The sequence below is a fragment of the Hafnia paralvei genome, from assembly GCF_020150375.1.
Classification (GTDB): Bacteria; Pseudomonadota; Gammaproteobacteria; order Enterobacterales; family Enterobacteriaceae; genus Hafnia; species Hafnia paralvei.
Window position 1 is genome coordinate 348,053 of sequence record NZ_CP083737.1, and the last position, 23,315, is coordinate 371,367.

The 23,315-nt window shown below is 49.4% G+C and carries 17 protein-coding genes and 1 riboswitch; of the genes, 8 read left to right on the forward strand and 9 right to left on the reverse strand.

The features are described from left to right. Positions 1 to 142 precede the first annotated feature (142 nt). The 3 genes from panS to K9N75_RS01590 form a co-directional block, all read right to left on the reverse strand. Entirely contained in the window at positions 143 to 1,093 is a 951-nt protein-coding gene (gene panS / locus K9N75_RS01580) for a ketopantoate/pantoate/pantothenate transporter PanS (protein ID WP_130954666.1), read from the reverse strand. A 118-nt stretch (positions 1,094 to 1,211) separates the two neighbouring features. Continuing rightward, positions 1,212 to 2,561, reverse strand: coding sequence for a lysine-sensitive aspartokinase 3 (gene lysC, locus K9N75_RS01585; protein ID WP_004095279.1), 1,350 nt, complete (start codon positions 2,559 to 2,561; stop codon positions 1,212 to 1,214). A 117-nt stretch (positions 2,562 to 2,678) separates the two neighbouring features. After that, positions 2,679 to 2,896, reverse strand: a riboswitch (Lysine riboswitch). A gap of 215 nt (positions 2,897 to 3,111) precedes the next feature. Continuing rightward, positions 3,112 to 4,914, reverse strand: coding sequence for a cation:proton antiporter (locus K9N75_RS01590; RefSeq protein WP_096081201.1), 1,803 nt, complete (start codon positions 4,912 to 4,914; stop codon positions 3,112 to 3,114). Positions 4,915 to 5,247: 333 nt separating this feature from the next. On the opposite strand from K9N75_RS01590, the gene pgi reads away from it, so the two are divergent. Continuing rightward, the gene (gene pgi, locus K9N75_RS01595) at positions 5,248 to 6,897 is read left to right on the forward strand and encodes a glucose-6-phosphate isomerase (protein WP_039184474.1); all 1,650 of its coding nucleotides are present in this window, start codon (positions 5,248 to 5,250) and stop codon (positions 6,895 to 6,897) included. Positions 6,898 to 7,024: 127 nt separating this feature from the next. Here the strand turns inward: pgi and K9N75_RS01600 are convergent, their stop codons facing one another. Further along, on the reverse strand, positions 7,025 to 8,272 hold the full coding sequence (locus tag K9N75_RS01600) for a dicarboxylate/amino acid:cation symporter (protein ID WP_039184471.1): 1,248 nt from the start codon (positions 8,270 to 8,272) through the stop codon (positions 7,025 to 7,027). Positions 8,273 to 8,512: 240 nt separating this feature from the next. On the opposite strand from K9N75_RS01600, the gene psiE reads away from it, so the two are divergent. After that, entirely contained in the window at positions 8,513 to 8,920 is a 408-nt protein-coding gene (psiE, locus tag K9N75_RS01605; protein WP_008814718.1) for a phosphate-starvation-inducible protein PsiE, read from the forward strand. A gap of 246 nt (positions 8,921 to 9,166) precedes the next feature. On the opposite strand, the gene malG is transcribed toward psiE, so the two are convergent. From malG to malE, 3 genes are all read right to left on the reverse strand, one after another. After that, positions 9,167 to 10,057 (reverse strand): maltose ABC transporter permease MalG, encoded by an 891-nt coding sequence (malG, locus tag K9N75_RS01610; protein WP_004095298.1) that lies wholly within the window; start codon positions 10,055 to 10,057, stop codon positions 9,167 to 9,169. Between the two features lie 16 nt (positions 10,058 to 10,073). Continuing rightward, positions 10,074 to 11,645 (reverse strand): maltose ABC transporter permease MalF, encoded by a 1,572-nt coding sequence (gene malF / locus K9N75_RS01615; protein ID WP_130995686.1) that lies wholly within the window; start codon positions 11,643 to 11,645, stop codon positions 10,074 to 10,076. Positions 11,646 to 11,764: 119 nt separating this feature from the next. Further along, the gene (gene malE, locus K9N75_RS01620) at positions 11,765 to 12,955 is read right to left on the reverse strand and encodes a maltose/maltodextrin ABC transporter substrate-binding protein MalE (protein ID WP_004095303.1); all 1,191 of its coding nucleotides are present in this window, start codon (positions 12,953 to 12,955) and stop codon (positions 11,765 to 11,767) included. Positions 12,956 to 13,466: 511 nt separating this feature from the next. Between malE and malK the strand changes: the two genes are divergently transcribed. The 5 genes from malK (at position 13,467) to ubiA (ending at position 18,651) form a co-directional block, all read left to right on the forward strand. Continuing rightward, positions 13,467 to 14,576 carry a maltose/maltodextrin ABC transporter ATP-binding protein MalK gene (malK, locus tag K9N75_RS01625; protein ID WP_004095306.1) on the forward strand — a complete coding sequence of 370 codons (1,110 nt, stop codon included), beginning with the start codon at positions 13,467 to 13,469 and terminating at the stop codon, positions 14,574 to 14,576. Positions 14,577 to 14,679: 103 nt separating this feature from the next. Then, a complete protein-coding gene (locus tag K9N75_RS01630) occupies positions 14,680 to 15,975 on the forward strand; it encodes a maltoporin (RefSeq protein ID WP_008814722.1) in 1,296 nt (431 codons plus the stop codon). Between the two features lie 146 nt (positions 15,976 to 16,121). Next, positions 16,122 to 17,033 carry a maltose operon protein MalM gene (gene malM, locus K9N75_RS01635; protein ID WP_039184515.1) on the forward strand — a complete coding sequence of 304 codons (912 nt, stop codon included), beginning with the start codon at positions 16,122 to 16,124 and terminating at the stop codon, positions 17,031 to 17,033. Positions 17,034 to 17,241: 208 nt separating this feature from the next. Then, positions 17,242 to 17,757 carry a chorismate lyase gene (gene ubiC, locus K9N75_RS01640; protein ID WP_096081200.1) on the forward strand — a complete coding sequence of 172 codons (516 nt, stop codon included), beginning with the start codon at positions 17,242 to 17,244 and terminating at the stop codon, positions 17,755 to 17,757. 72 nt (positions 17,758 to 17,829) lie between these two features. Then, a complete protein-coding gene (gene ubiA / locus K9N75_RS01645; RefSeq protein ID WP_004095318.1) occupies positions 17,830 to 18,651 on the forward strand; it encodes a 4-hydroxybenzoate octaprenyltransferase in 822 nt (273 codons plus the stop codon). A 71-nt stretch (positions 18,652 to 18,722) separates the two neighbouring features. Here ubiA and plsB read toward each other — a convergent pair whose 3' ends face one another. Continuing rightward, positions 18,723 to 21,200 carry a glycerol-3-phosphate 1-O-acyltransferase PlsB gene (gene plsB, locus K9N75_RS01650; protein ID WP_224452148.1) on the reverse strand — a complete coding sequence of 826 codons (2,478 nt, stop codon included), beginning with the start codon at positions 21,198 to 21,200 and terminating at the stop codon, positions 18,723 to 18,725. A gap of 184 nt (positions 21,201 to 21,384) precedes the next feature. Here plsB and K9N75_RS01655 point away from each other — a divergent pair, with 184 nt between their 5' ends. Further along, complete coding sequence (locus K9N75_RS01655) at positions 21,385 to 21,750, forward strand: diacylglycerol kinase (RefSeq protein ID WP_004095327.1); 366 nt, start codon at positions 21,385 to 21,387, stop codon at positions 21,748 to 21,750. 81 nt (positions 21,751 to 21,831) lie between these two features. Here the strand turns inward: K9N75_RS01655 and K9N75_RS01660 are convergent, their stop codons facing one another. Beyond that, positions 21,832 to 23,295 carry an anion permease gene (locus K9N75_RS01660; RefSeq protein WP_008814727.1) on the reverse strand — a complete coding sequence of 488 codons (1,464 nt, stop codon included), beginning with the start codon at positions 23,293 to 23,295 and terminating at the stop codon, positions 21,832 to 21,834. Positions 23,296 to 23,315: the final 20 nt, after the last annotated feature.

The window sequence follows — 23,315 nt, forward strand, 5'->3', positions numbered from 1 at the left end:
GCACATCCTGTGCGCCCTCGACCTACCGCCATCATCCCTGCTGGTGGCTCTAGCCCGTACGCCTAAACCAATGTCACATGAAGCTCGGTATTGACTGGCGGGCGGAATCTTACACAAATGCGATACAGACAGGAGATGAGACTCAACTCTCCGGTGACACCACTTTTTTGTTCTCTTTCTCATCCCCGGTAGGGCGTCCCTGCCAGTATCCTGCCAATAGAGAACCAGACAGGTTGTGCCATACAGAGAACAGTGCGCCGGGCAGTGCAGCAAGCGGTGAGAAGTAAATTTTACCTAACGTGGCCGCTAGACCCGAGTTTTGCATTCCAACCTCGATCGCGAGAGTACGGCAGGTGGACTCGTCAAAACCGAACAAACGACCTCCCCAGTATCCACTGAGCAGCCCGATGCTGTTATGCAAGATAACTGCGACGATCACCATCAGGCCAACCGAGGCGATATGGCTTTGGCTGCCTGCAACCACTGCGCTGATGATAGCCAAGATACACACCATTGATAGCGCAGGCAGGAAAGGTTCAATGCGTGCGACGAGTTTGCTAAACATATGGTGAATGACCAGACCGGCGGCGATTGGAATGACCACAATTTGTAGAATGCTGATTAACATTCCCATGATATCTACGCTAATGGTGGCATCAACGTATAAACGCGTCAGCAGAGGCGTCGCAAACACGCCTACCAGCGTTGAGAATGACGAAATGGTGACTGAAAGCGCCACGTCTCCACGGGCTAAGTAGATCATCACGTTTGATGCCGTACCGCTGGCGACGCTGCCGACGAGAACCATACCGGCAGATAAATCTGGCGGCATATGGAAGGCTTTCGCGAGCAGAAACGCTGCTAGCGGCATCACCAGATAATGCAGGAAGATGCCGGCTGCAACGGGGGCAGGTCGAGATAGCACACGTTTGAAATCATCAATTTTTAGTGTAACTCCCATGGTAAACATGATGAGCATCAGTAGCGAGCTAACGTAGGGCCCTATCCCCGTAAATGTGGTTGGCGTGAAATAGGCAGAGATAGACAGCAAAACTGCCCACAGAGGGAATAAACGTGTAAATAATGCCAGCATGATTAGGCCTTTTTAGTATGTTGTGATGTGTGTTATTGGAAATTTATAAGAATGAACAACAGGTACTGATTTCCCCGCCGCAGAGCGCGGCGGGAAGGCCGGAGCGGCAGAGGAAGGGTTACTCGAAGAGATTGGTGTGTAGCGCACGCACCACGTTTTCGGCATTTTCACCGGGAACGAGGAAGCAGAGGTTATGGCTGCTGGCACCGTAGCAAATCATACGGATGTTGAACGGTTCCATGACCCCGAAAACCTCTTTGCCAACGCCACAGGCGGAAGAGAGCTTGTTACCGATAAGTGCCACCAGCGCCAGATTTTCTTCTACTTCTACTCGGCAAAGGGAGGAGAGCTCAGTCAGCAGAGAGGTTGTCAGCAAGCTGGCACCGCTCGTGCACGAGCCGGTGGTGTCTAACGTTAAGGCAATACTGACTTCAGACGTAGTAATCAAATCGACGGAGATGTTGTGGCGCGCCAAAATCCCAAATACCTCGGCCAAGAAACCACGGGCGTGCAGCATGTTCAGGCTGTGTAACGTCATCAGCGTTTGTTTACGACGCAGAGCAAGCGCACGGAACAACGGCGGTTGCTCGGTTTTATTGCACACTAAGGTGCCACCGGCCGAAGGATCCTTGCTTGAACCGACGAAAACGGGGATGTCGCTACGAACCGCAGGCAATAATGTGGCGGGATGTAAAACTTTGGCACCGAAGGTGGCCATTTCAGCGGCCTCGGAGAAACCAATTTCGCTGATACGGCGCGCTGCCGATACGATGCGTGGATCGGTGGTATAAATGCCGGGAACGTCTGTCCAGATATCAACACGCGCAGCATTCAACGCTTCGCCTAGCAATGCCGCGGTATAGTCGCTGCCACCTCGCCCAAGCGTGGTGGTACGGCCTTTACTTTCGCTGCCAATAAAGCCTTGAGTAATGACAATGGCATCTTGAATACGCGGCACTAGCTGTTGCTGCGCTAATTCGTAGAGCGCGTGCGTGTCTGGCTCGGCGCGACCAAAACGATCGTTGGTGCGCATAATTTTACGCACATCAAACCATTCGACATTGACGTCGCGCTGGCGCAGTAGCTCCACGAACAGCAAGGTCGACATCAGCTCGCCGTGGCTGACTAATTCATCTGTTAAGGCCGGAGACGTCGCCAGAGCTGCGGCTTCTGACAGCATGGCGATATTTTCCAGCATACGATCGATTTCTTCGCGCAGTACGCTTGGCTGATGGAGTGAATCAAGAATGCTGTATTGGATACGGCGAATTTCATCGATAACGTAATGACGCTTCTCTTGATCGCAGCCGTCAGCCAGTTCAACCAGTAAATTGGTGACACCCGCAGAGGCAGATAACACCACCACGCGCACATTCGGGTTGGAAAGAACGATATTGGCGCTGTTTTGCATCGCGTCAGCGTTAGCCACGCTGGTGCCGCCAAATTTTGCGACGATGGTATTTTTCATATAAGCCTCGTGTCAGGGAAGCCCGCGTTAATTCAGTTAATCGGGCTAGAAATTCCATTACCTTGGCACAAGGAGAGAGCGGTATACGGGAGCAGACGTAGGGATTAAAGCTACGATACACCCAGAAGCGCCCCACCTTGCCGATCCCCCGGAATACAGAGAATCGAGGTGACAGCCCAAGGGATTCAGCCCTTGTAGCCGACGTAGCAGTTTCTCCGGTGGGCTGCTGCGTCTCGGCGTCACATCCCCTTGCGTATCGTTTCTCCCTAAACATTAGGGATGTGGAAACCGGCTCCTTCGATACGTTACCTGAGCAACGCGCCTCTTCTGGCTTGTACACGTGATGTACAAGTAGGTTTTTAGAAATAGCGACTTATTGAAGTTATGTCAACGTCATTAACATGAGCTATTTTCAATTTGAAAGGGAATAAGTTACAACGGCGAATGTTAAGTTATATCTTCTTGAATAATATAATTTAATAGCGAATGACTCTGTTATTAGCAGTGCGCATGGCCTACCGGAGAGTTGATAAGCCATGCTAATAAAATGTTAGTTTGAGGGGGTTACGTATTCCCCTTGAACCAGCGCAACTAACGTACAGGGCATGGCAGGCACGCTGTTTTCATTCACGGGCTGAAGTGAGCCATCCTCTTTTTGCGCAAATAGTGGGATGACGCCTTGATGTTTTTCCAGATACTCAACCCAACCAAAGTTTTCGTTGAGCTTGGTGGCCTTAATTACGGCACCTTTGCTTAACAATGTACTCAGGCGTGAGTAAGTGGCCTCATGATTAAACAGAATTTCATGGCGACGGAAACGGCTGCTTTCACCGTTAGAACGGCCTTTTAGCTGGGCGCTGGAACGGATGGAAAAGACTTTTCGCTCGCCGAAGATATGGCCAAAGTGATAAACCGCAAGCGCGTTCTGATGCCGATTGGGTGAGAGCGCCAGTACCTGAGCCGTATCGCTAAGATCGAGATAGTTTTCAGCATGTTCCGAATAGGCATGACCATAATAAGCAGGAATTCCGTCCATGCGCGCTTGACGATAATATTCCCAACTGCTGTCCGTCACCATGACGGGAATTTTTAGCTTCATCAGTGCCTGAGCTACGGCTCGCGCAACGGTGTTGGCGCCAATAATGAGCACTCCACGCGGCTTTTGCTGCTGAACGCCAAGCCAACGAGCGAGTCGGGCGCTGGTTAAACTTTGCAGCACCACGGTGCCAATGATTACGGCAAAGACAACGGTAACCAGTTTATCCGCTTCGGGGTAGTTCATTCGTTGTAGCGTGAGGGCAAATAATGAGCTGACGGCTGCTGCAACGATACCGCGAGGCGCAATCCATGAAAGCAGCGCTTTCTCTTGCCATCGTAGCGAGGAACCGACGGTGGAGACGGCAATACATAATGGACGCGCAACAAACTGCACGATAAGCAAAACGATAACCAGCGGCCATCCCATCGCCCACAATGCACCAATATCTAGGCGTGCAGCCAGAATGATAAACAGCGCGGAAATTAAGATAGCCGATAACTCTTCCTTGAACGCCAAAATATCGCTGATATCAACATCTCGCATGTTAGCCAGCCATATTCCCATGACGGTAACCGCAAGCAGGCCGGATTCTTCTGCAACGGCGTTAGAGAATCCAAATGCGCTGAGCATCACGGCCAGTACGGCGAGATTTTGCAGATAGCGTGGGATCCACACTTTCCGTAAGGCAATGCCAAGTACATAGCCAAATAGCGCACCGATTAACAGGCCAAGTACGACGGTTTTGCCAAAGGTCACGAATAGATGCGTCCAAGCCTCCGAATTTTGGCGTAACACAATGAATTCAAAGACGAGTACCGTAAAAATTGCACCGACGGGATCGATCACAATCCCTTCCCATCGAAGTACACGGTTTATACTTGCTTTAGGACGAACTACTCGCATCAATGGTGCGATAACCGTTGGCCCAGTCACGACGGTGACGGCACCGACCAGTGCCGAAAGTTCGGCGGAAAAACCCAACAGCCACCAGCAAGAAACTGAAATGATGGCAAAGGTCACGAGCATACCGATACTAACGAGATTACGAACGACGCCACCTAGCCCACGAATTTCTTCAAAACGCAGGGTGAGTGAGCCTTCAAACAGAATAATGGCAACCGAGAGTGAAACCAGAGGGAACAACAGTTCGCCAAACAGGGCGTCGGGGGCAATGACATGTGTCACTGGGCCTAACGTAATACCGATCAGTAGCAGAGGTAAAATAGCCGGAATGCGCAATCGCCAAGCGAGCCACTGGGCCGCAAGTGAACTGATGCCAATAATGACCAGCATTAATGGTGTTGATAGCTCCATGATATGAACCTTAGAAACGATTAACAAAAACAGATGGTTATCATGACAGTTTAGCAACATTATGGCGCAATGTGAGGATTTGGCTGAATGGAGTCAGTATCAGGTGTGAAAAGGGATTAACAGTTTTCAACTATCGCAACAAAAGTGATCGCAACCGGAGGGGAAAAGGATACAATTTGATAAATCGTTGGGAAAAGATGACTCAGTACCTGCCCGTCGTCATTCCGGTTTTCATGGAACCGCCGAGTTCGGTAGCTTGCTTGTCTCGATTTTCACAAGAACACATGTCTGAAGAACAAACTCTCTTTTATTCTCAAGCATAAAGGCGTCGCTATGAAAAATATCAATCCTAGTCAAACCGCTGCCTGGCATGCTCTGCAGCAGCATTTCGAGCAAATGAAATCTGTGCAGATGCGCGATCTGTTCGCTCAAGATGCCGACCGCTTCTCTAAGTTCTCTGCTACCTTTGATGACCAAATGCTGGTCGATTTTTCTAAAAACCGCATTACCACAGAGACCCTCGAAAAGCTGCAGGCTTTAGCGAAAGAAACGGATTTGCAGGGGGCGATAGCCTCCATGTTTGCGGGCGAAAAGATTAACCGTACTGAAGATCGCGCCGTGCTGCACATCGCTCTGCGTAACCGCAGCAATACGCCAATTATCGTCGATGGCAAAGATGTGATGCCTGAAGTGAATGCGGTGTTGGCGAAGATGAAGCAGTTCTGCGAGCGTGTGATCGGTGGAGAGTGGAAAGGGTACACCGGCAAAACGATTACTGACGTAGTGAACATTGGTATCGGTGGCTCTGACTTAGGCCCATACATGGTGACCGAAGCGCTGAAACCCTACAAAAACCATCTGAACATGCATTTTGTTTCCAACGTCGATGGTACTCATATTGCCGAAACGCTAAAAACGTTAAATCCAGAAACCACGCTGTTCCTCGTGGCTTCAAAAACCTTTACCACACAAGAAACCATGACTAACGCTCACAGCGCACGTGACTGGTTCCTGAAGTCTGCTGGTGATGAAGCCCACGTAGCTAAACATTTCGCGGCGCTGTCTACCAATGGCAAAGCGGTTAGCGAGTTTGGTATTGATACTGCCAACATGTTTGAATTCTGGGATTGGGTCGGCGGTCGTTATTCCCTATGGTCCGCTATCGGGCTGTCTATTGCGCTGAGCATTGGTTTCGATAACTTTGAACAGCTGCTGAGCGGCGCACATGCGATGGATCAGCATTTTGCTAATACACCGATTGAACAAAACCTGCCGGTGCAGTTGGCGCTGATCGGTATTTGGTACAACAATTTCTTCGGTGCTGAAACTGAAGCCATTCTGCCATATGACCAGTATATGCATCGTTTCCCAGCCTATTTCCAGCAGGGGAATATGGAGTCCAACGGTAAATACGTTGACCGTAACGGCAATCCAGTCACCTATCAAACAGGTCCAATTATCTGGGGCGAACCGGGGACTAATGGTCAGCATGCCTTCTACCAGCTAATCCATCAGGGGACTAAACTGGTTCCTTGCGACTTCATCGCTCCAGCGATTAGCCACAATGCGTTGGGAGACCACCACAGCAAGCTGTTATCTAACTTCTTTGCTCAGACCGAAGCTTTGGCTTTCGGTAAATCGCGTGAAGAAGTGGAAGAGGAGTTTGCTAAAGCAGGTAAAACGGCGGCTGAAGTGGCGCACATCGTGCCGTTTAAAGTGTTTGAAGGTAACCGCCCGACCAACTCCATTCTGCTGCGTGAAATCACACCATATAGTTTGGGTCTGTTGATTGCGCTATACGAACACAAAATCTTCACCCAAGGTGCAATCCTGAATATCTTCACGTTCGACCAGTGGGGCGTTGAGCTGGGCAAACAACTGGCTAACCGTATCCTGCCTGAATTGAACGGTAGTGAAGACGTGAAAAGCCACGATAGCTCAACCAATGCGCTGATTAACCGTTTCAAAAAGTGGCGCGCATAAGCGAGTTAATGGGGTAAATTCAAGTATAAAAAATGCCATCCCTTGGGGTGGCATTTTTGTTTGATTTGGTTCTTCTCTCAAACCGGAAGTACGATACTATATAGAAATCCACAGATTTATTGTGGACTTAACCCTGAATACATACCCTGCGTTTTAGCCAATCCTTTCCTTCCACAAACCGAGTGACCATCATGGCGCACACGGTATTACCAGTGGAGTTCAGCAGCGTGGCTGGAACGTCGATGATTGTGCTGATAATCATGATGGTACCGACCAGTTCTGGTGAGAAGCCAAAGACTGAGCAAATCATCAGCTCGCCCGTCATACCCCCGCTGGGGATTGCGCCCATGACCGCACCGACTAAGAATGCCACGCTGATAATGGCTGCGATGTTCATGGGATCGCTCATATCCTTATGGAACAGCGTAAACAGAAACACAATTTTGATGATGCCACCAATGACCGAGCCATCTTTATGGGTGTTAGCGCCCAAAGGGATCACGGTTTCAGCGATATCATCGGGTACTCCCATTTTCTTCGTTGCGACCAGATTGGCTGGAATACAGGCTGCGCTTGATGACGTTGCCACGGCGGTAATCGCTGGAGTCAAAACGTTTGACCAGAAAACTTTGACGCCAAGTTTTCCGCCGGCCACGAAGGCATACAGCGTATTTGCGCCGAAGAAGTAGATAACCGTTAGCATCAGATACAACAGAAACGCGTTCAGGTAGCCATTGATAATTTGTGGACCTAAGTGACCTACGGTGGCGGCAAAGTAACAGCCTAAACCGACAGGTGCGGCGTACATGATAATCTTGACCATGCGCAGAATAACGGTCGTACCTGCGGTAAGAAAATCAGCCACTGGCTGGCCTTTTTCACCTGACATTGAGGTCGCCAAACCAAGCAGCACCGAGAAAACAATCAACGGCAGAAGGCTGGATTTAGTAAACAACTGCAGGAAGTCAGGCACTGTGAACGTATTCACGATGATTTCTCCCAAACTTTTACCGTGCGAATCTGGCGCAGGTGGCAAATGGGCAATCAGCGTGCTGACGTCTACGTTTTGGAATGGATTATAAATTTGGGTGCCAATGAAGGCGATAACGGCGGCAATGAGCGCGGTGCTAAGAAATACGGCAAAGACCGTCCCCATGATTTTCCCGAGCCGAGCCATTTGCTTCATTTCTGCAATTGACGATGAAATGCTGAGGAACACGAGCGGCACGATGACGACAAACATCAGATTAAGAAATAGATCGCCGATTGGCTGCACGATCGCCGCTTTTTCTCCGAAAATGATGCCGGATAAGCCACCAAGAATGATCCCTAGCAGTAAGCAAATAGTAAAACCGTAATGACGCAGTATTTTCATATTATTTTGTTTCTCAATCGTTGGAACGCCCTGGTATAAGCTACGGCAATGATTCGTTTCTTGGCGAATATTAGCCGGGAGCCATAGTAAAACGATTAACAAAAAAATGTCGCAAAATGTGGAACTGGTTGGATTTCTCTTAGAGGATTTAGGTATTTATTTTTCACAGGGGATAGACGACAAAATAGTCATTTTGTTAACTTGATCACATAAACGACTTCAACGGCAAAAGGAACATTAATGCCAGGTAGCAAACAATCGAGCACTATCGCCAAGATTTTACAGTGGATCCTGAACGCGGGGCTGTTGATGCTGGCCGTGATTCTGGTGGTATTTCTTGGAAAGGAGACATTTACGCTGGGTACGGTGCTGTTTAACGCCAGCGAAACCGCGTCTTCCTATCTACTGATCGAAGGGATAGTGATTTATTTTCTCTACTTCGAGTTTATTGCGCTGATCGTGAAGTATTTCCAATCGGGATACCATTTCCCGCTGCGCTATTTTATCTACATCGGCATTACCGCGATTATTCGTCTGATTATCGTCGACCACAAAAGTCCGGCAGATACATTGATCTATTCTGCCGCCATTTTGGTGCTGGTGGTTGCGTTATACCTTGCGAATACAGAAAAACTCAAGCGCGAGTAGAGCTAAAAAGAAAAGGCGGCCAATGGGTAATGCTGATCGTTTAAGAGATCGAGATACACGGGGCTAGCACACCGCGGGGCGCTCCGGCAGCTAAAGCTGCTACGACCCCATCGGTGTACTTCCCCTAAAATCACGCTTAAGTGACCAGCATTAGGCCAATGGCCGCCAAAGAGGTCATAGCATATGGCTATAACCTCGAGCTAATGATAAAAACGGCAATAACAAAGACACAGGTTTTTCCACGCATTACCCTTTCACACCACCGGACGTCAGTCCGCCTACCAGCCAACGCTGCGCAAGCAGGAATACGGCCGTAATCGGAATGGCCGACAGCACTGCCGCTGCGGCAAAGTCGCCCCACAGGTAGTTTTGCGGATTGAGATACTGCTGCATACCGACCGCCAACGTATAGCTATTCACATCGCGCAACAACAGGGAGGCAACCGGCACTTCGGTAATCGCGGCAATAAATGACAGAATGAATACCACAGCCAAAATTGGTACCGAAAGCGGCAACAGAACCAAGCGAAACGCCTGCCACGGCGTAGCGCCATCCAGTGCAGCGGCTTCTTCTAGCGAGTTATCGATAGTTTCAAAATAGCCCTTAATGGTCCAAACATGCAGAGCAATCCCCCCCATATAGGCAAAAATGACGCCGCCGTGGGTATTTAATCCGAGGAACGGAACATATTGGCCAATACGGTCGAATAAGGCATATAGCGCGACTAAAGAAAGAACCGCAGGGAACATCTGAAAAATCAGCATGCCCTTGAGCAGTGAACTCTTACCTTTAAATTTCATACGGGCAAAAGCGTAAGCACAGGTAGTGGAAAGCGTAACAATACCCACTGCGGTAATAACGGCGATTTTGATTGAGTTCCATAGCCAAAGCAGAACGGGGAAAGGTGGTGGCGTGACGCTGCCGTCTGCGTTGGTGACGGTCATACCTAACGCTAATTGCCAGTGTTCCCACGAAATCTTCTCTGGGATTAGGCTACCAGTGGCAAAGTTGCCGGAGCGCAACGAAATTGCAATCACCATCAGCAGTGGGAACATGATCATGCAGATAAATGCCAGCATCATCAGATGAGTAAACAGCAGTCGTAAACGCTGGGATTTTGGTTGAACCATTGCCATATCGTGGTCCCTCTCCTTAATCGAAATTCATTTTGCTGGCTTTCAGATTGAGAATCGCCAACGCGCCAACCAACAGGAAAATCAGAGTGGCAATCGCGGCCGCCAGACCAAAGTCTTGTCCGCCACCGCCTTCAAACGCAATGCGGTAGGTGTAGCTGACCAACAGGTCGGTGTAGCCCGCAGGCGTTGAAGTACCCAGCATGTCAGGCCCGCCGTTGGTTAACAGCTGAATCAGAACGAAGTTGTTAAAGTTGAAAGCAAAACTGGCGATCATCAGCGGTGTTAACGGCTTAATCAGCAGCGGTAATGTGATGCGGAAGAAGTTTTGCATCGGCCCCGCGCCATCCATTGCCGAAGCCTCATATAAATCGTCAGGAATCGCCTTCAGCAAGCCCATGCATAGAATCATCATATAGGGGTATCCGAGCCAGGTGTTGACGATCAAAATCATACTTTTGGCCGTCAACGGATCGCTGAACCAAGCGGGTTTGATGCCAAACAGATGACTCAGCAGCATGTTGATCTCACCAAAGCTTTGGTTGAACAACCCCTTAAAGATCAATATTGAAATAAATGAGGGAACGGCGTAGGGCAGAATCAGCATCACGCGATAAATAGCTTTACCTTTCAACGCTTCCCACTGAACGACACAAGCCAATACCATGCCGACGGCGACGGTGAAAACGACGGTGAGCACCGAGAAGATGATGGTCCAAATAAATATGCTGACGAAGGGCTGACGGATACCTTCATCCTGCACCACTCGCATGAAGTTTTTCCAGCCTATCGAGACGGTAAAACCGGGGCTGAGCTGCTCATTCTCCCATTGTCCTTGGGCATTCACCGCCTGATAGAAACCAATGTCGGTGTTAGGGCGATAGAGCGTGCCAGTCTGATTGTTTTTTAGTGTTTCGCCATCTTTTTCAAGTGAGTAGAGTGGGCTTGTGCCAGCGAACTGACGCAGAGAACTCATGCGTAATTCACCGTTTTGCGGGAGGACTGCCACAATATTATTCAGCGCCTGACGGTTCTGAGTAATAACGCGTAGAGTGGCTCGTTCTCCGGCAGGCTCTGTGCTTTCTGGCTTCATGGTCAGCCGCTGTTCTTGGGCGCTGAAGCTAAAAGGTTCTGAGATATAAAATTGGCCGTTTTCGCTATCGGCGAGCTGTAAGCGCCACTGATTCCCTTCTGGATAGAGACCAAAACCGTAGGTTTTCCCCGTGGTAAATTGTCTCTGCATCAGTACAGATTGCGCACGTTCGAATGTCAGTTGGTTGGTGCTGCTGTAGTTGGTAAAAGCAATAGCGATGGTGCAGATCAGAGGAAACAGAACGAATAGCCCCATTCCTGCCAGACCGGGATAGACGTAGCGCCACGCATAGGCTTTACGGTTGGCAAAAATGTATAAACCTGACCCCAGTAAAACCAGCGTCAGCATGGCGAAAAGGTATTCACCTTGTGCATACATCACGATGGTGAGGTAGCCTGTAAATAGACACATTGCGGCGATAACTATCCATTTCAATATGTCACTCTGCCACCATTTATCCGGCTTCGCGATTGGATATTCTGTATGGGATAACGACATAAAACACTCCCTCATTTCTCTTACGCCGAAGGCGGTTACGGACAACTATTTTTCATCTGAAACATACAAGAACGGTTTCCCCCTAGCGCCTTGTGGCGTTAGGGGGCATCTCATGTCAACTACTTGGTCATGCGTTGTTCTGCACCAGTTAATGCTTCTTTCACACTTTGACGACCATTCACCGCATTGATGATGGCGCTACGCTCTGCGTACCAGAAAGCGCTCATTTGCGGAATGTTTGGCATAATTTCGCCTTTCTGGGCGTTCTGCATGGTGGCTGCAATCTTAGGATCTTTTTCTAAGGTTTCCTGATAAGACTTCAGCGCGACGGCGCCCAACGGTTTGTCTTTGTTAATTTGTTCCAGACCTGCGTTGGTCATCAGATAGTTTTCCAGAAACTCGGTGGCCAATTCTTTATTCGGGCTGGCGGCGTTAATCCCTGCGCTAAGTACGCCCACGAAAGGTTTTGACGGATGACCTTTGAAGGTAGGTAACAGCGCGACACCGTAGTTGATGTTGCTCTTATCGATGTTTGACCAAGCCCAAGGGCCATTAATGGTCATCGCCGTTTGGCCTTTGTTAAACGCCGCTTCGGCGATGGAATAATCAGTATCCGCATTGATATGTTTGTTTTTCACCAAGTCGACGATGAACTGCAAACCCGCCTGAGAGCCCGCGTTGTTCACCCCGACGTCTTTAATGTTGTAGGTGCCGTTGTCGTATTTGAACGCATACCCACCATCAGCCGCGATAATTGGCCATGTGAAGTACGGTTCTTGTAAGTTCCACATGATGGCGCTCTTGCCTTTTGCACGTAACTCTTTATCCAGAGCAGGGATCTCCTCCCAAGTCTTTGGTGGTTCCGGCAGGATATCTTTGTTGTAAATCAGCGACAGCGCTTCAACTGCGACAGGATAGGCAATCAGCTTGCCGTTATAGCGTACGGCATCCCAAGTGAACGGATAGAGTTTGTCTTGGAACGCTTTAGAAGGATGGATTTCGGCCAGCAGGCCAGACTGTGCGTAGCCGCCGAAACGATCGTGGGCCCAGAAGATAATGTCAGGTCCATCACCGGTGGCGGCGACCTGTGGATATTTCTCTTCCAGCTTATCAGGATGCTCAACCAGCACTTTAATGCCGGTTTCTTTTTCAAACTTTTTACCGATTTCAGCTAGACCGTTATAGCCTTTATCGCCGTTAATCCAGATAACCAGTTTGCCTTCTTCAATTTTAGCGAACGCGGAAGAGGAGAGAACCAGCGTAGCCAGTGCCGAGAGGGCGAGCGTTCTGATGCCTGATTTCTTAGTCATTATCCAATCCTTCTTGTTCTGTTCTGTCGAGGTATGAGTTTGATGTCTGTTCGGCTTTGCGAGGAAGGCAAAACAGTTCAGATAAGCCGTAGAGCACGAATTCGTTGCTTGACCCCGTGGTTAAGGGATTTCTGATGCAGTGCCATACTCTATTACACGAGATTGCTTCTCATCCTCCCCCCCTCTACGCCCCTAGAGGGTTTCTTGTGATCTGGTTAACACTACCGCCTATTCTGTGGATGTAGGCACAAAATCGCAGGGTTATTTTTGCTAGCAGGATCACGAATTCACTGAAAGGTATGAACTTTTCATTATTAGCCATTCTCTCTCATCCTCCCATCTCCTCCCCCATGAAAAACCTTGTTACGGATGATTACGCTTGCTTGCTTCTCACGCACTATCGGCAGCAATCGATAAGGCGCATCTGCTGAAAACGCATGGCTACGGATTAGGCCAGTGTGAGATGCCGCGTTAGTGGACCTTTTTAGCGAGTGATAGACAGGAGTAACGCATGGCGAGCGTAGCACTGCGCAACGTATATAAGGCTTACGGAGACGTCGTTATTTCTAAAGACGTGAACCTTGAGATTCAGGACGGCGAATTTGTGGTGTTTGTTGGGCCATCAGGCTGCGGCAAATCGACGTTGCTGCGCATGATTGCTGGTTTAGAAGATATCACTTCCGGCGAATTACTCATCGGCGGCAAACGCATGAATGAAGTGCCTCCGGCAGAGCGTGGCATCGGTATGGTGTTCCAATCCTATGCGCTTTATCCGCATCTCTCTGTGGCCGATAACATGTCATTCGGCCTCAAGCTGGCAGGTACGAAAAAAGCGGAAATTACCCAACGCGTTAATCAAGTCTCTGAAGTTCTGCAATTGGCACATCTTCTAGATCGTCGTCCTAAAGCGCTTTCTGGCGGGCAGCGTCAGCGTGTGGCGATTGGACGTACGTTAGTGGCTGAGCCAGACGTATTCCTGCTGGATGAACCGCTATCCAACCTGGATGCCGCTCTACGCGTACAAATGCGCATCGAGATTTCACGCCTGCATAAGCGTTTAGAACGCACCATGATTTATGTCACCCACGATCAGGTCGAAGCCATGACGTTGGCTGACAAAATCGTTGTTCTCGACGGCGGTAGCGTAGCGCAGATCGGCAAGCCTTTAGAGCTTTATCACTATCCGGCTAACCGTTTTGTGGCGGGCTTTATCGGCTCGCCAAAAATGAATTTCCTACCGGTTAAAGTCACCGCCGCTGAGCCGCAGCGTGTGCAAATTGAGTTACCTAATCGCCAGCAGGTTTGGTTACCCGTGGAAGGAACGAATGTACAGGTGGGGAGCAACCTGTCTCTGGGTATCCGTCCTGAGCATTTACTGCCAAGCCATGACGCCGAAGTCACTCTTGAAGGTGACGTTCAAGTAGTCGAGCAGTTAGGCAATGAAACTCAAATCCACATTCAAATTCCCGCTATTCGTCAAAACCTTGTCTATCGCCAGAACGACGTGGTGTTGGTTGATGAGGGCGCCAAATTTGCCATTGGCTTGCCACCTGAACGCTGTCATCTATTCCGAGAAGACGGTGTCGCCTGCCGACGGCTGCATAAAGAGCTAGGTGTCTAGCTCTTGGTTAGAGAGTTGTTAGTTAACAATGTGTTGAGTGAGAAAACGTTAGATAGAGAACACTTATAACTTTATGCCGTCAGGCAACCCTATCAGGAGAATGATGATGACTTTGCGCAAGGTACCTTTAGCACTGGCTGTTGCGAGTGCGGTGCTGTCAACACAGGCACTGGCTGTAGATTTCCATGGTTACGCACGTTCAGGTATCGGTTGGACCGCAAGCGGCGGCGAGCAGCAATGTTTCAAAGCGACAGGCGCTCAGAGCAAATACCGTTTGGGTAACGAATGTGAGACTTACGCGGAATTAAAGTTGGGTCAGGAGCTGTGGAAAGACGGTGACAAGAGCTTCTATTTTGACACCAACGTTGCGTATTCCGTGCAACAGACCAATGACTGGGAAGCGACAGATCCGGCCTTCCGTGAAGCCAATATTCAGGCTAAAAACGTTATTGAGTGGGCTCCGGGCTCTACGCTGTGGGCAGGTAAACGCTTCTATCAGCGCCATGACGTTCACATGATCGATTTCTACTATTGGGATATCTCTGGCCCAGGTGCGGGTTTAGAAAATATCGACTTGGGCTTCGGTAAATTGTCTGTGGCTGCAACGCGCAATACCGAAACCGGTGGCTCTAATGGTTTCAGCTCTCAGGAGCAACGTGATCTGATTAAAGATACCGCTAACGATGTGTATGACGTGCGTTTAGCCGGCTTGGAGACTAACCCTGGTGGTACGCTGGAATTAGGTTTTGACTACGGTCGTTCTAATCTGACCGATGGTTATCATCGTGCGAAAGATGCCTCGAAAGATGGCGTGATGCTGACGGCAGAGCATACTCAGGCGATCTACAGCGGCTTTAACAAATTCGTAGTTCAGTATGCTACCGATTCTATGACCTCAAATAACTCAGGTCACTCTGAAGGTTCCAGCATCAATAACAATGGCCACATGATCCGAATTCTTGACCACGGCGGCATCGACTTCAACGACAAGTGGGCGCTGATGTACGTAGGGATGTATCAAGACATTGACCGCGATGATAAGAATGGCACCACATGGTACACCGCAGGTATTCGCCCGATGTACAAATGGACGCCAATCATGAGCACCCTGCTGGAATTTGGCTATGACAACGTGAAATCTCAGCGTACCGGCGACAATAACAACCAGTATAAAGTGACGTTGGCACAGCAATGGCAGGCGGGTGACAGTATTTGGTCTCGTCCAGCCATTCGACTGTTTGCAACCTACGCTAAATGGGATGAGAAATGGGGCTACGCCACGAAAGATGACACGGGTTATAGCGACGGCGTCGCGTACAACGATAACAATACCCATAAGTTCAGCCGCGGAAATGACGATGAAGTCACCTTCGGCGCACAGATGGAAGTTTGGTGGTAACAGTTGTTTGACGGCGGCGGAATTATTCCGCCGCACTTCATTGGGGTCGGCGACGTTCTTGCCACTGTTGCCGAGCCATCTCTAGGTGGGGTTCTACAATGAAAAATAAAATGAAAAGCAAAATGAATAATAAAATCAAAGCTGTCATGACAAAAAATATCGTCGCTTTGAGCGTCGCCGTAGCGATGTTCAGTGCAATGCCGCTCAGCGCTCAGGCTGATAGCACTATCCAGCCTGCAAACGTTGCGACGGCTCCAGCTATCCCAACCGCAACGCTGCAACAATTGCCATGGGAGCCACTGGTTCCACCGGTAACCAAAACGGCACTGCTTAACGGCAGCAGTGCGCAACTGCACATTGGTGATATTCAAGGTGCTGTCGGCGCGTTTACTCTGCCTGCCGATCGCGGATCGCTAGAAATAACGATCAGTAGTTTAGTGGATGCCAAGAAAGTGTATGCGCCAAGTGTGATGGTTCTGGACGAAAATATGCGTCCAGCGGCGTTTTATCCCAGCAGCTATTTCAGCTATCAGCAACCGGGTGTCATGAGCGGCGATCGCTTGGAAGGTACATTAAAACTGACGCCAGCTTTGGGCCAAAAGCAGATCTATCTGGTCATCTACACTACGTCTCAGGATCTGGCAAAAACAACACAGATGGTTGATCCGGCTAAAGCCTATGCCGCTGGCGTTGGCAATGCAGTACCCAACATTCCCGATCCGATCGCGATCCATCAGTCTACCGGCACGATCAAGATCAAAGTGAAAGCAGAGCAAAACACCGGCAACGTGATGATCGGTGGGATCTTGCCGATGGCACCAAAAGAACAGCCGGTCGTCGTAGGCTCCAGCGCACCTGTTTCAACGCCGATAGCCGCTCCTGCTAAGCCGGCACAGCCAATGCTTAAAGACACTGATGAATATTTCAATAGCGGTATTCGTGCAGCCGTTAAGGCCGGGGATATTGATAAGGCATTGAAACTGATGAATGAAGCGGAACAATTAGGTTCGACCACTGCCCGTGAAACCTTTATCCGTAGTGTGAAAGGCAAGGGGTAAACCCACGCTGCGGAAGCTGGCTCTTTGACTGGGTGTCCTTTGGGGCACCCTTTTTTTGTTTTTCAGCTGAATCCAATCCTGCAATTGTTATCAAACTGATCATCTATTGCTACTGCTCTGCCTACACAGCGTAAACTGAGTTACAATGGCCATCCAATTTTCAGCGTGGGCGAGGGCTGGCGCTATTTTCAGTTTTGGAGTCACCGGAATGACAGACCGTCATCCGTCGTTGGACGTAACTCATTGGCACCTTATCCATGACGTCAGTTTAACTGCGAAGCAGCAGAGCTGGCTAGGGGAATGCCAGTCTATGACCGCTCGTTTTGAACGCCACTGTGGCAAAGTCACCATCGTTCCGCAGCGCGAAGGCTTTATCGGCGTAGACTCTTTAGGTGAGGAACTCACCCAGCTTCCTGATTGTGAGCGCTTTTGGCTACGCGAGGTTTTATTGTGTGGTGATAATGTGCCTTGGCTATTTGGTCGCACACTCATACCTGAAACCTCATTGACGGGGGAAGAGGTCTCCTTGCTCACGCTCGGTACGGTTCCTCTGGGTCGTTATTTGTTCAAGGCCGCAGAGCTGACGCGTGATTTTATTCAGGTTGGTGAGCAGGGTGAGTTGTGGGCGCGGCGTAGCCGTTTACGTTTATCAGGTAAACCTTTGTTGTTAACCGAACTTTTTTTGTCTGAGTCTCCGTTGTATGGTGTTAATAATGAATTGTAGTGTCGTCATCATTGGAATGAATGACTGGAGGGATTCGTGACTCAAACCAAGTGGCAGGCCTATTGTCGCCTGATGAGAATTGATAAGCCGATTGGTTCGCTGTTATTGCTCTGGCCAACATATTGGGCACTGTGGCTGGCGGGTGGTCAAGTTCCCAGTCTGAAGCTGTTGGTGGTCTTTACACTGGGCGTATTTTTTATGCGAGCGGCTGGTTGTGTGGTCAATGATTTTGCCGATCGGCGGGTCGATGGGCATGTAAAACGCACCGCACAGCGTCCACTTCCCAGCGGGGCGGTGACGGAAAAAGAGAGTAAGGCCTTATTTGTCATTCTGGTGCTGATCTCTTTTGGGCTGGTATTAACGCTGAATGCGATGACGATCTGGCTATCGGTTGCTGGGTTGGCACTGGCATGGGTTTATCCGTTTATGAAACGGTTTACTCACTTGCCGCAGGTGGTATTGGGCATGGCGTTTGGCTGGTCAATACCAATGGCGTATGCCGCCGTTAGTGAGAGTTTGCCTCTGAGCTGCTGGCTGTTGTTCTTGGCGAATATTTGCTGGACAGTTGCCTATGACACCCAATATGCGATGGTTGATAGAGATGATGACCTGAAAATCGGTATTAAATCGACGGCGATCCTGTTTGGTCGTTTCGACAAGCTGATTATTGGTCTACTGCAGCTGGCGACGCTCTTGTTGATGGTGTGGATTGGTTATCTCAACCAGCTAAGCGGTGCTTATTATTGGGGGATTCTGCTGGCTGGCGCGCTGTTTATCCACCAGCAAAAGCTGATTGCACAGCGCGAACGTATGCCGTGTTTTCAGGCTTTCCTCAATAACAACTATGCGGGTTTAGTGCTGTTTATCGGTATTGTACTTTCGATTTGGTCGTAAATACGCCGTGACATGCATGTATAAAAAAGGCGCCTATGGGCGCCTTTTTTATATCGAAGATCGACGATCGGTTAATTGTCTTTCTCTTCTTCTTTCACTGCTTCTGTTTGCGTAGGAGGTAAGGTTTCTATCTCTGGTGCGCTGACGCTTTCGATGGTGAGCTTAATCTCTGGCGTAATCATTGCGCTCAGCAGATTATAAATTTCCATCGTGTGTTCGGGTATCGCATCGCCAACATCGTTGATATAACCTTCGGAACGCAAGGTTCCCACCAGCGTTGCAAACACCGCTTTATCGAAGAACTCCGGTGCATTGATACCGTGCAGTACCGATAAACGCTGCGCCATAATACGGCTCTCTTTTTCTAGTGCACCACGGCTAATGCTTGGATTGGCACTGAGCAGAGAGAAGGTAATCGCATAACGCTGCAGCGTTTCGCGTACGCCTGCAGCTAACAGCTGTAGGGTACGAATGCGGCCCGGATTCATCACCAGTTCATCGCCTTTGGCGCAGATCAACTGCTGACGGCATAGCTCGGTGATAATCGGCTCAATAACCTGCGGTAAATCACTGCGATCATGATGTAAGAACAGTTCTTCTTTCAGCATTGGATACAGCAGATCGACCTGACGCAGCAGCTCCGTGCGCGAAATGCGGTTATGGTTCATCACCATATTTGCAATCAGCGACGGCAGCACTAGCATGTGCTGAATGTTGTTGCGATAGTAAGTCATCAATACGGCCTGCTCACGTGGCAGTATGATGAGTTCACCGATGTTATCTTTTTCCACTTCAAACTTGCCCATCTGTAGTGCGTGTTGCAGCAACTCTTCAGGCGTTTGATTTGGCGTCGTCGCATCTTCAGCGTAAGGTGCGTTACGCAGCAATTGCAGATAGCAATCCAACTGCTCTAGCAGCTGCTCGCGAGTTAATGCACGCTGGCGTGAAGCGAGTAATGCGGTTGAACACAGGTTCATCGCATTAGCTGCTGCCGACTTGTTGATGTTCACCATAACGGTATTCGCAATCGCGTTAACCGTCGGGGTCAGCCAGCTAGGGCGCTGTGCTTCAATGGGATCGATTGATTCACGCCATTCAGGAACATGCTGGTTTAACCAGTTGTTAATCGGAATTGGCTCACCAAAGTTCACATAGCCTTGTCCTAAGTTACGCAGCTTACGCAGACCGCGAACCATTTGAATCAGGCTTTCTTTTTCTTTGGTTGCTCCGCGCAGCTCTTTGGCATAGGTTGCCACTTCCATCACATGCTCATAGCCGATATATACCGGAACCAGCGTGATTGGACGTTTTCCACCGCGTAGCATGGCTTGAATGGTCATTGCCAGAGTACCGGTTTTCGGTTCAAGCAAACGTCCGGTTCGTGAGCGACCACCTTCCATAAAGTATTCAACGGAATAACCACGGCTAAACAGCTCGCCGAGATATTCACGGAATACGGTGGAATAGAGTTTGTTGCCTTTAAACGTACGACGAATAAAGAACGCACCTAAGCGGCGGAAAATCGGCCCTGCAGGCCAGAAATTCAGGTTTATCCCTGCCGCGATATGCGGTGGAACCAAGCCTTGGTGGTAGAGGACGTATGACAGCAACAGATAGTCCATGTGGCTGCGATGGCAAGGCACATAAACGATTTCGTGGCCGTCTTGCGCAAGCTTACGTACACGCTCGGCATTGTGAACGTTGATCCCTTGATACAAACGGTTCCACGTCCAGCTCAGCACGCGGTCAGATAAGCGTACGGCTTCATAGGTGAAGTTCGCGGCAATCTCTTCCATCAAGGCCACGGCGTTTTGCTGAGCCTTTTCACGAGAGATTTTCTTGCTGCGCGCTTCATCTTCAACCGCTTTTTCAATCGCTTTGGATGAGAGCAGTTTATTAAACAACGCCTGACGATCCGGTAGGCTTGGGCCTACGGCAGCTAAGCGTTGGCGAGAGAAATGCATACGCGCCACGCGCGCCAGTTTTTGCGCGATGGTTTGGTCAGTGCCGTGCTCATCTGCCATATAACGCAGTGAGACTACGTTTGAGAAACGGACAAAACTGTCGCGTCCCAGCCAGATAACGGCAAAGAATTTTTGAACGCCATTGAGCAAACGCAGTTGTGGCGCGCCATTGTGGCCTTCGCGACCAGGAGAGCGACCAAACATAACCGACACCGGGATCATTTGGATATCCAGTGCAGGGTTGTTGCGATGCAAGTCCAAATAGTCGTGGAACAGTTTGACGGATTCTTGCTTTGGCGCGTAATAACGGAATACACGCGGACCATCGTCAATGAAGACGTAGCGTGGCAATATAGTGCCGTCAATTTCATTATCGTCGAGTGGATCAGGCAGGTCCTGAGCCAAACAGCGATCGCGGAAGGTCAATAAATCCGCTTTTGAGTTATAGGGTAAGACATACAGCACCGGACGGGTGGTGTCTAAACGTAGCTCCGCTACTGGTTCTGAAGGGATTACCTTACTTTTAACCAGCAGCTTTAGCGGTAGATTCAATAACTTATAGTAAACTTTACGCCAACCTGACATAAAACAGAAAGCCTCTTGTTAGCCATTCGCCGAAAGGATACCAGAAACACTGGTTGAGATCTGTGGTGATGATTGCATGAGAAGTCGCTAAAATTGCTATATCCGTCATATTTCGCGTTGCGTCGGCATTAGCAGCAGCGCGAATTGCGAGGATACATACCTATAAATCTTTTATGGAAATAAAATGAATAGTACTACCGGATTGACTCGAATTGTGAAAGCTGCCGGTTACTCGGTAAAGGGATTGAAAGCGGCATGGAAACATGAGGCAGCGTTCCGTCAAGAATTGGGGCTGATGATTGTCGCTGTTGTGATTGCAGCATGGCTTGATGTCACTATTGTAGAACGCATCTTGTTGATTGGTTGCGTTACGCTGGTGGTTATTTTGGAAATTGTTAACAGCGCTATTGAGGCGGTTGTTGATCGTATCGGTTCTGAATTTCATGAGCTTTCCGGTCGTGCCAAAGATATGGGGTCGGCCGCTGTTTTTGTTGCCCTGTGGCTGTCTGCATTTATTTGGGTCAGTATCCTCTGGGGACACTATATGTGATGTAAGTGTGTACTCACATCCATAATAATTAAGGCCACCCTTGGGTGGCCTTAATGTTAAGCAAGACATATCGCTGAGTGATTAGCTCCACAGCGCCAGTATTGGCCAGCCAACCAATAGCAGTAGAGAGATGTAAATCACGCCGAAGATGGCACCTAAACGCCAGTAGTCTTTGGATTTCACATAGCCGCAGCCATAAATGATAACGCCCGGTCCTGTTGCATATGGGGTCAAACAACCCATGATACCGATGGACAGTACCAGCAGAATACACAGGTGTTCCATTGGCACGCCTGGGATACCTTTACCCACAGCCAGAATCACTGGCAGCATAGTGGCAGTGTGTGCAGACAGGCTTGCAAACAGGTAGTGAGCGAAGTAGAACACCAGTACCAGCACAATCACGGTCGCATTTGGTGAGAAGCCTTCCAAATGGGTGCTCATGGTATTTGCAAACCAGTCGATGAAGCCTGAACGAGTCAGGCCGTTAGCCATCACGACCAGCGTTGCCAAGTTAACTAAAGTATTCCATGCGCTGTTGTACTTGGTGATGTCTTTCCAAGGAACCACGTGCAGTGCCAACATGAGTGAAACGGCCAGCATACCTACCGCAGTAGCGTCAATAAAATCGCCGCCGAATACCCATAGACCTAAGCTCAGTAGGACCAAACCAATCAGGGTAATTTCTTTACGTGTTAGGCGCCCCATTTCTTTCAAGGCTTCACCGGCCCAGCTAGATACTTCTTCACTGTGAGTCACTTCAGGCTTGTACAACACATAAGACAGCCATGGAGCGACGATCAGCAAAATAAGGCCTACAGGCAGGAAGCTCAGGAACCATTGCAGCCAGCTAATCTGAATTCCTGCAATTTTGTTGACGAATTCTAGGCCCAGTACGTTAGGCGCAGCGCCGGTAACGAACATGGAAGAACTTAGGCTGGTACTGATTACCATCATCCACATTAGGTAACCACCGATACGGCGTGATGATGGATCGTTCGGGAACGATTTAAACAGTGGCGGTAGGTTCTTGATAACCGGGAACACGGTACCACCGGTACGAGCCGTGTTCGACGGTGTGAATGGCGCCAGCATAATATCAATAATGACGATGGCATAGCCGAGAGTAAGTGTTCGCTTACCCATGAACTTAACCATGAACAGGGCGATACGGCGACCGAGTCCGGTGACTTCGTATCCCAGTGCAAAGATGAATGCGCCAAACACCAACCATACGGTGGTACTGGAGAATCCGGCTAGGCCCCATTTCAATGCTTTGCTGCTGGCATCAAAAGCGGGATCGGCCAACTCTTTAGCGTCAAAGAGTACGTATTGGCTAGCAATAACGCATATGGTTACCGCAATAAAGCTGATTGCCGTGGCGGGAATAGGTTCTAAAATCATCCCGACAATCATCGCGACGAAAATAGCAAAGTAATGCCATGCCTGTGGAGGCATACCATCAGGTACGGGAATGAGTAGCATTATTGCCATAACGGCGAGTGGTGCTATCAACTTCCATATCTTATCTTTTGAAACAGACATAACTGATTCTCCAAGAAGGA

Excerpts from the sequence above, each read along its gene's own strand:
- malK (WP_004095306.1), top strand. The coding sequence starts at position 13,467 with ATGGCGAGCGTAGCACTGCGCAACGTATATAAGGCTTACGGAGACGTC.
- K9N75_RS01590 (WP_096081201.1), bottom strand. The coding sequence starts at position 4,914 with ATGGAGCTATCAACACCATTAATGCTGGTCATTATTGGCATCAGTTCA.
- malM (WP_039184515.1), top strand. The coding sequence starts at position 16,122 with ATGACAAAAAATATCGTCGCTTTGAGCGTCGCCGTAGCGATGTTCAGT.
- malE (WP_004095303.1), bottom strand. The coding sequence starts at position 12,955 with ATGACTAAGAAATCAGGCATCAGAACGCTCGCCCTCTCGGCACTGGCT.
- ubiA (WP_004095318.1), top strand. The coding sequence starts at position 17,830 with ATGAGAATTGATAAGCCGATTGGTTCGCTGTTATTGCTCTGGCCAACA.
- panS (WP_130954666.1), bottom strand. The coding sequence starts at position 1,093 with ATGCTGGCATTATTTACACGTTTATTCCCTCTGTGGGCAGTTTTGCTG.
- pgi (WP_039184474.1), top strand. The coding sequence starts at position 5,248 with ATGAAAAATATCAATCCTAGTCAAACCGCTGCCTGGCATGCTCTGCAG.
- K9N75_RS01660 (WP_008814727.1), bottom strand. The coding sequence starts at position 23,295 with ATGTCTGTTTCAAAAGATAAGATATGGAAGTTGATAGCACCACTCGCC.
- malG (WP_004095298.1), bottom strand. The coding sequence starts at position 10,057 with ATGGCAATGGTTCAACCAAAATCCCAGCGTTTACGACTGCTGTTTACT.
- plsB (WP_224452148.1), bottom strand. The coding sequence starts at position 21,200 with ATGTCAGGTTGGCGTAAAGTTTACTATAAGTTATTGAATCTACCGCTA.
- K9N75_RS01600 (WP_039184471.1), bottom strand. The coding sequence starts at position 8,272 with ATGAAAATACTGCGTCATTACGGTTTTACTATTTGCTTACTGCTAGGG.
- malF (WP_130995686.1), bottom strand. The coding sequence starts at position 11,645 with ATGTCGTTATCCCATACAGAATATCCAATCGCGAAGCCGGATAAATGG.
- ubiC (WP_096081200.1), top strand. The coding sequence starts at position 17,242 with ATGACAGACCGTCATCCGTCGTTGGACGTAACTCATTGGCACCTTATC.
- K9N75_RS01655 (WP_004095327.1), top strand. The coding sequence starts at position 21,385 with ATGAATAGTACTACCGGATTGACTCGAATTGTGAAAGCTGCCGGTTAC.
- K9N75_RS01630 (WP_008814722.1), top strand. The coding sequence starts at position 14,680 with ATGATGACTTTGCGCAAGGTACCTTTAGCACTGGCTGTTGCGAGTGCG.
- psiE (WP_008814718.1), top strand. The coding sequence starts at position 8,513 with ATGCCAGGTAGCAAACAATCGAGCACTATCGCCAAGATTTTACAGTGG.
- lysC (WP_004095279.1), bottom strand. The coding sequence starts at position 2,561 with ATGAAAAATACCATCGTCGCAAAATTTGGCGGCACCAGCGTGGCTAAC.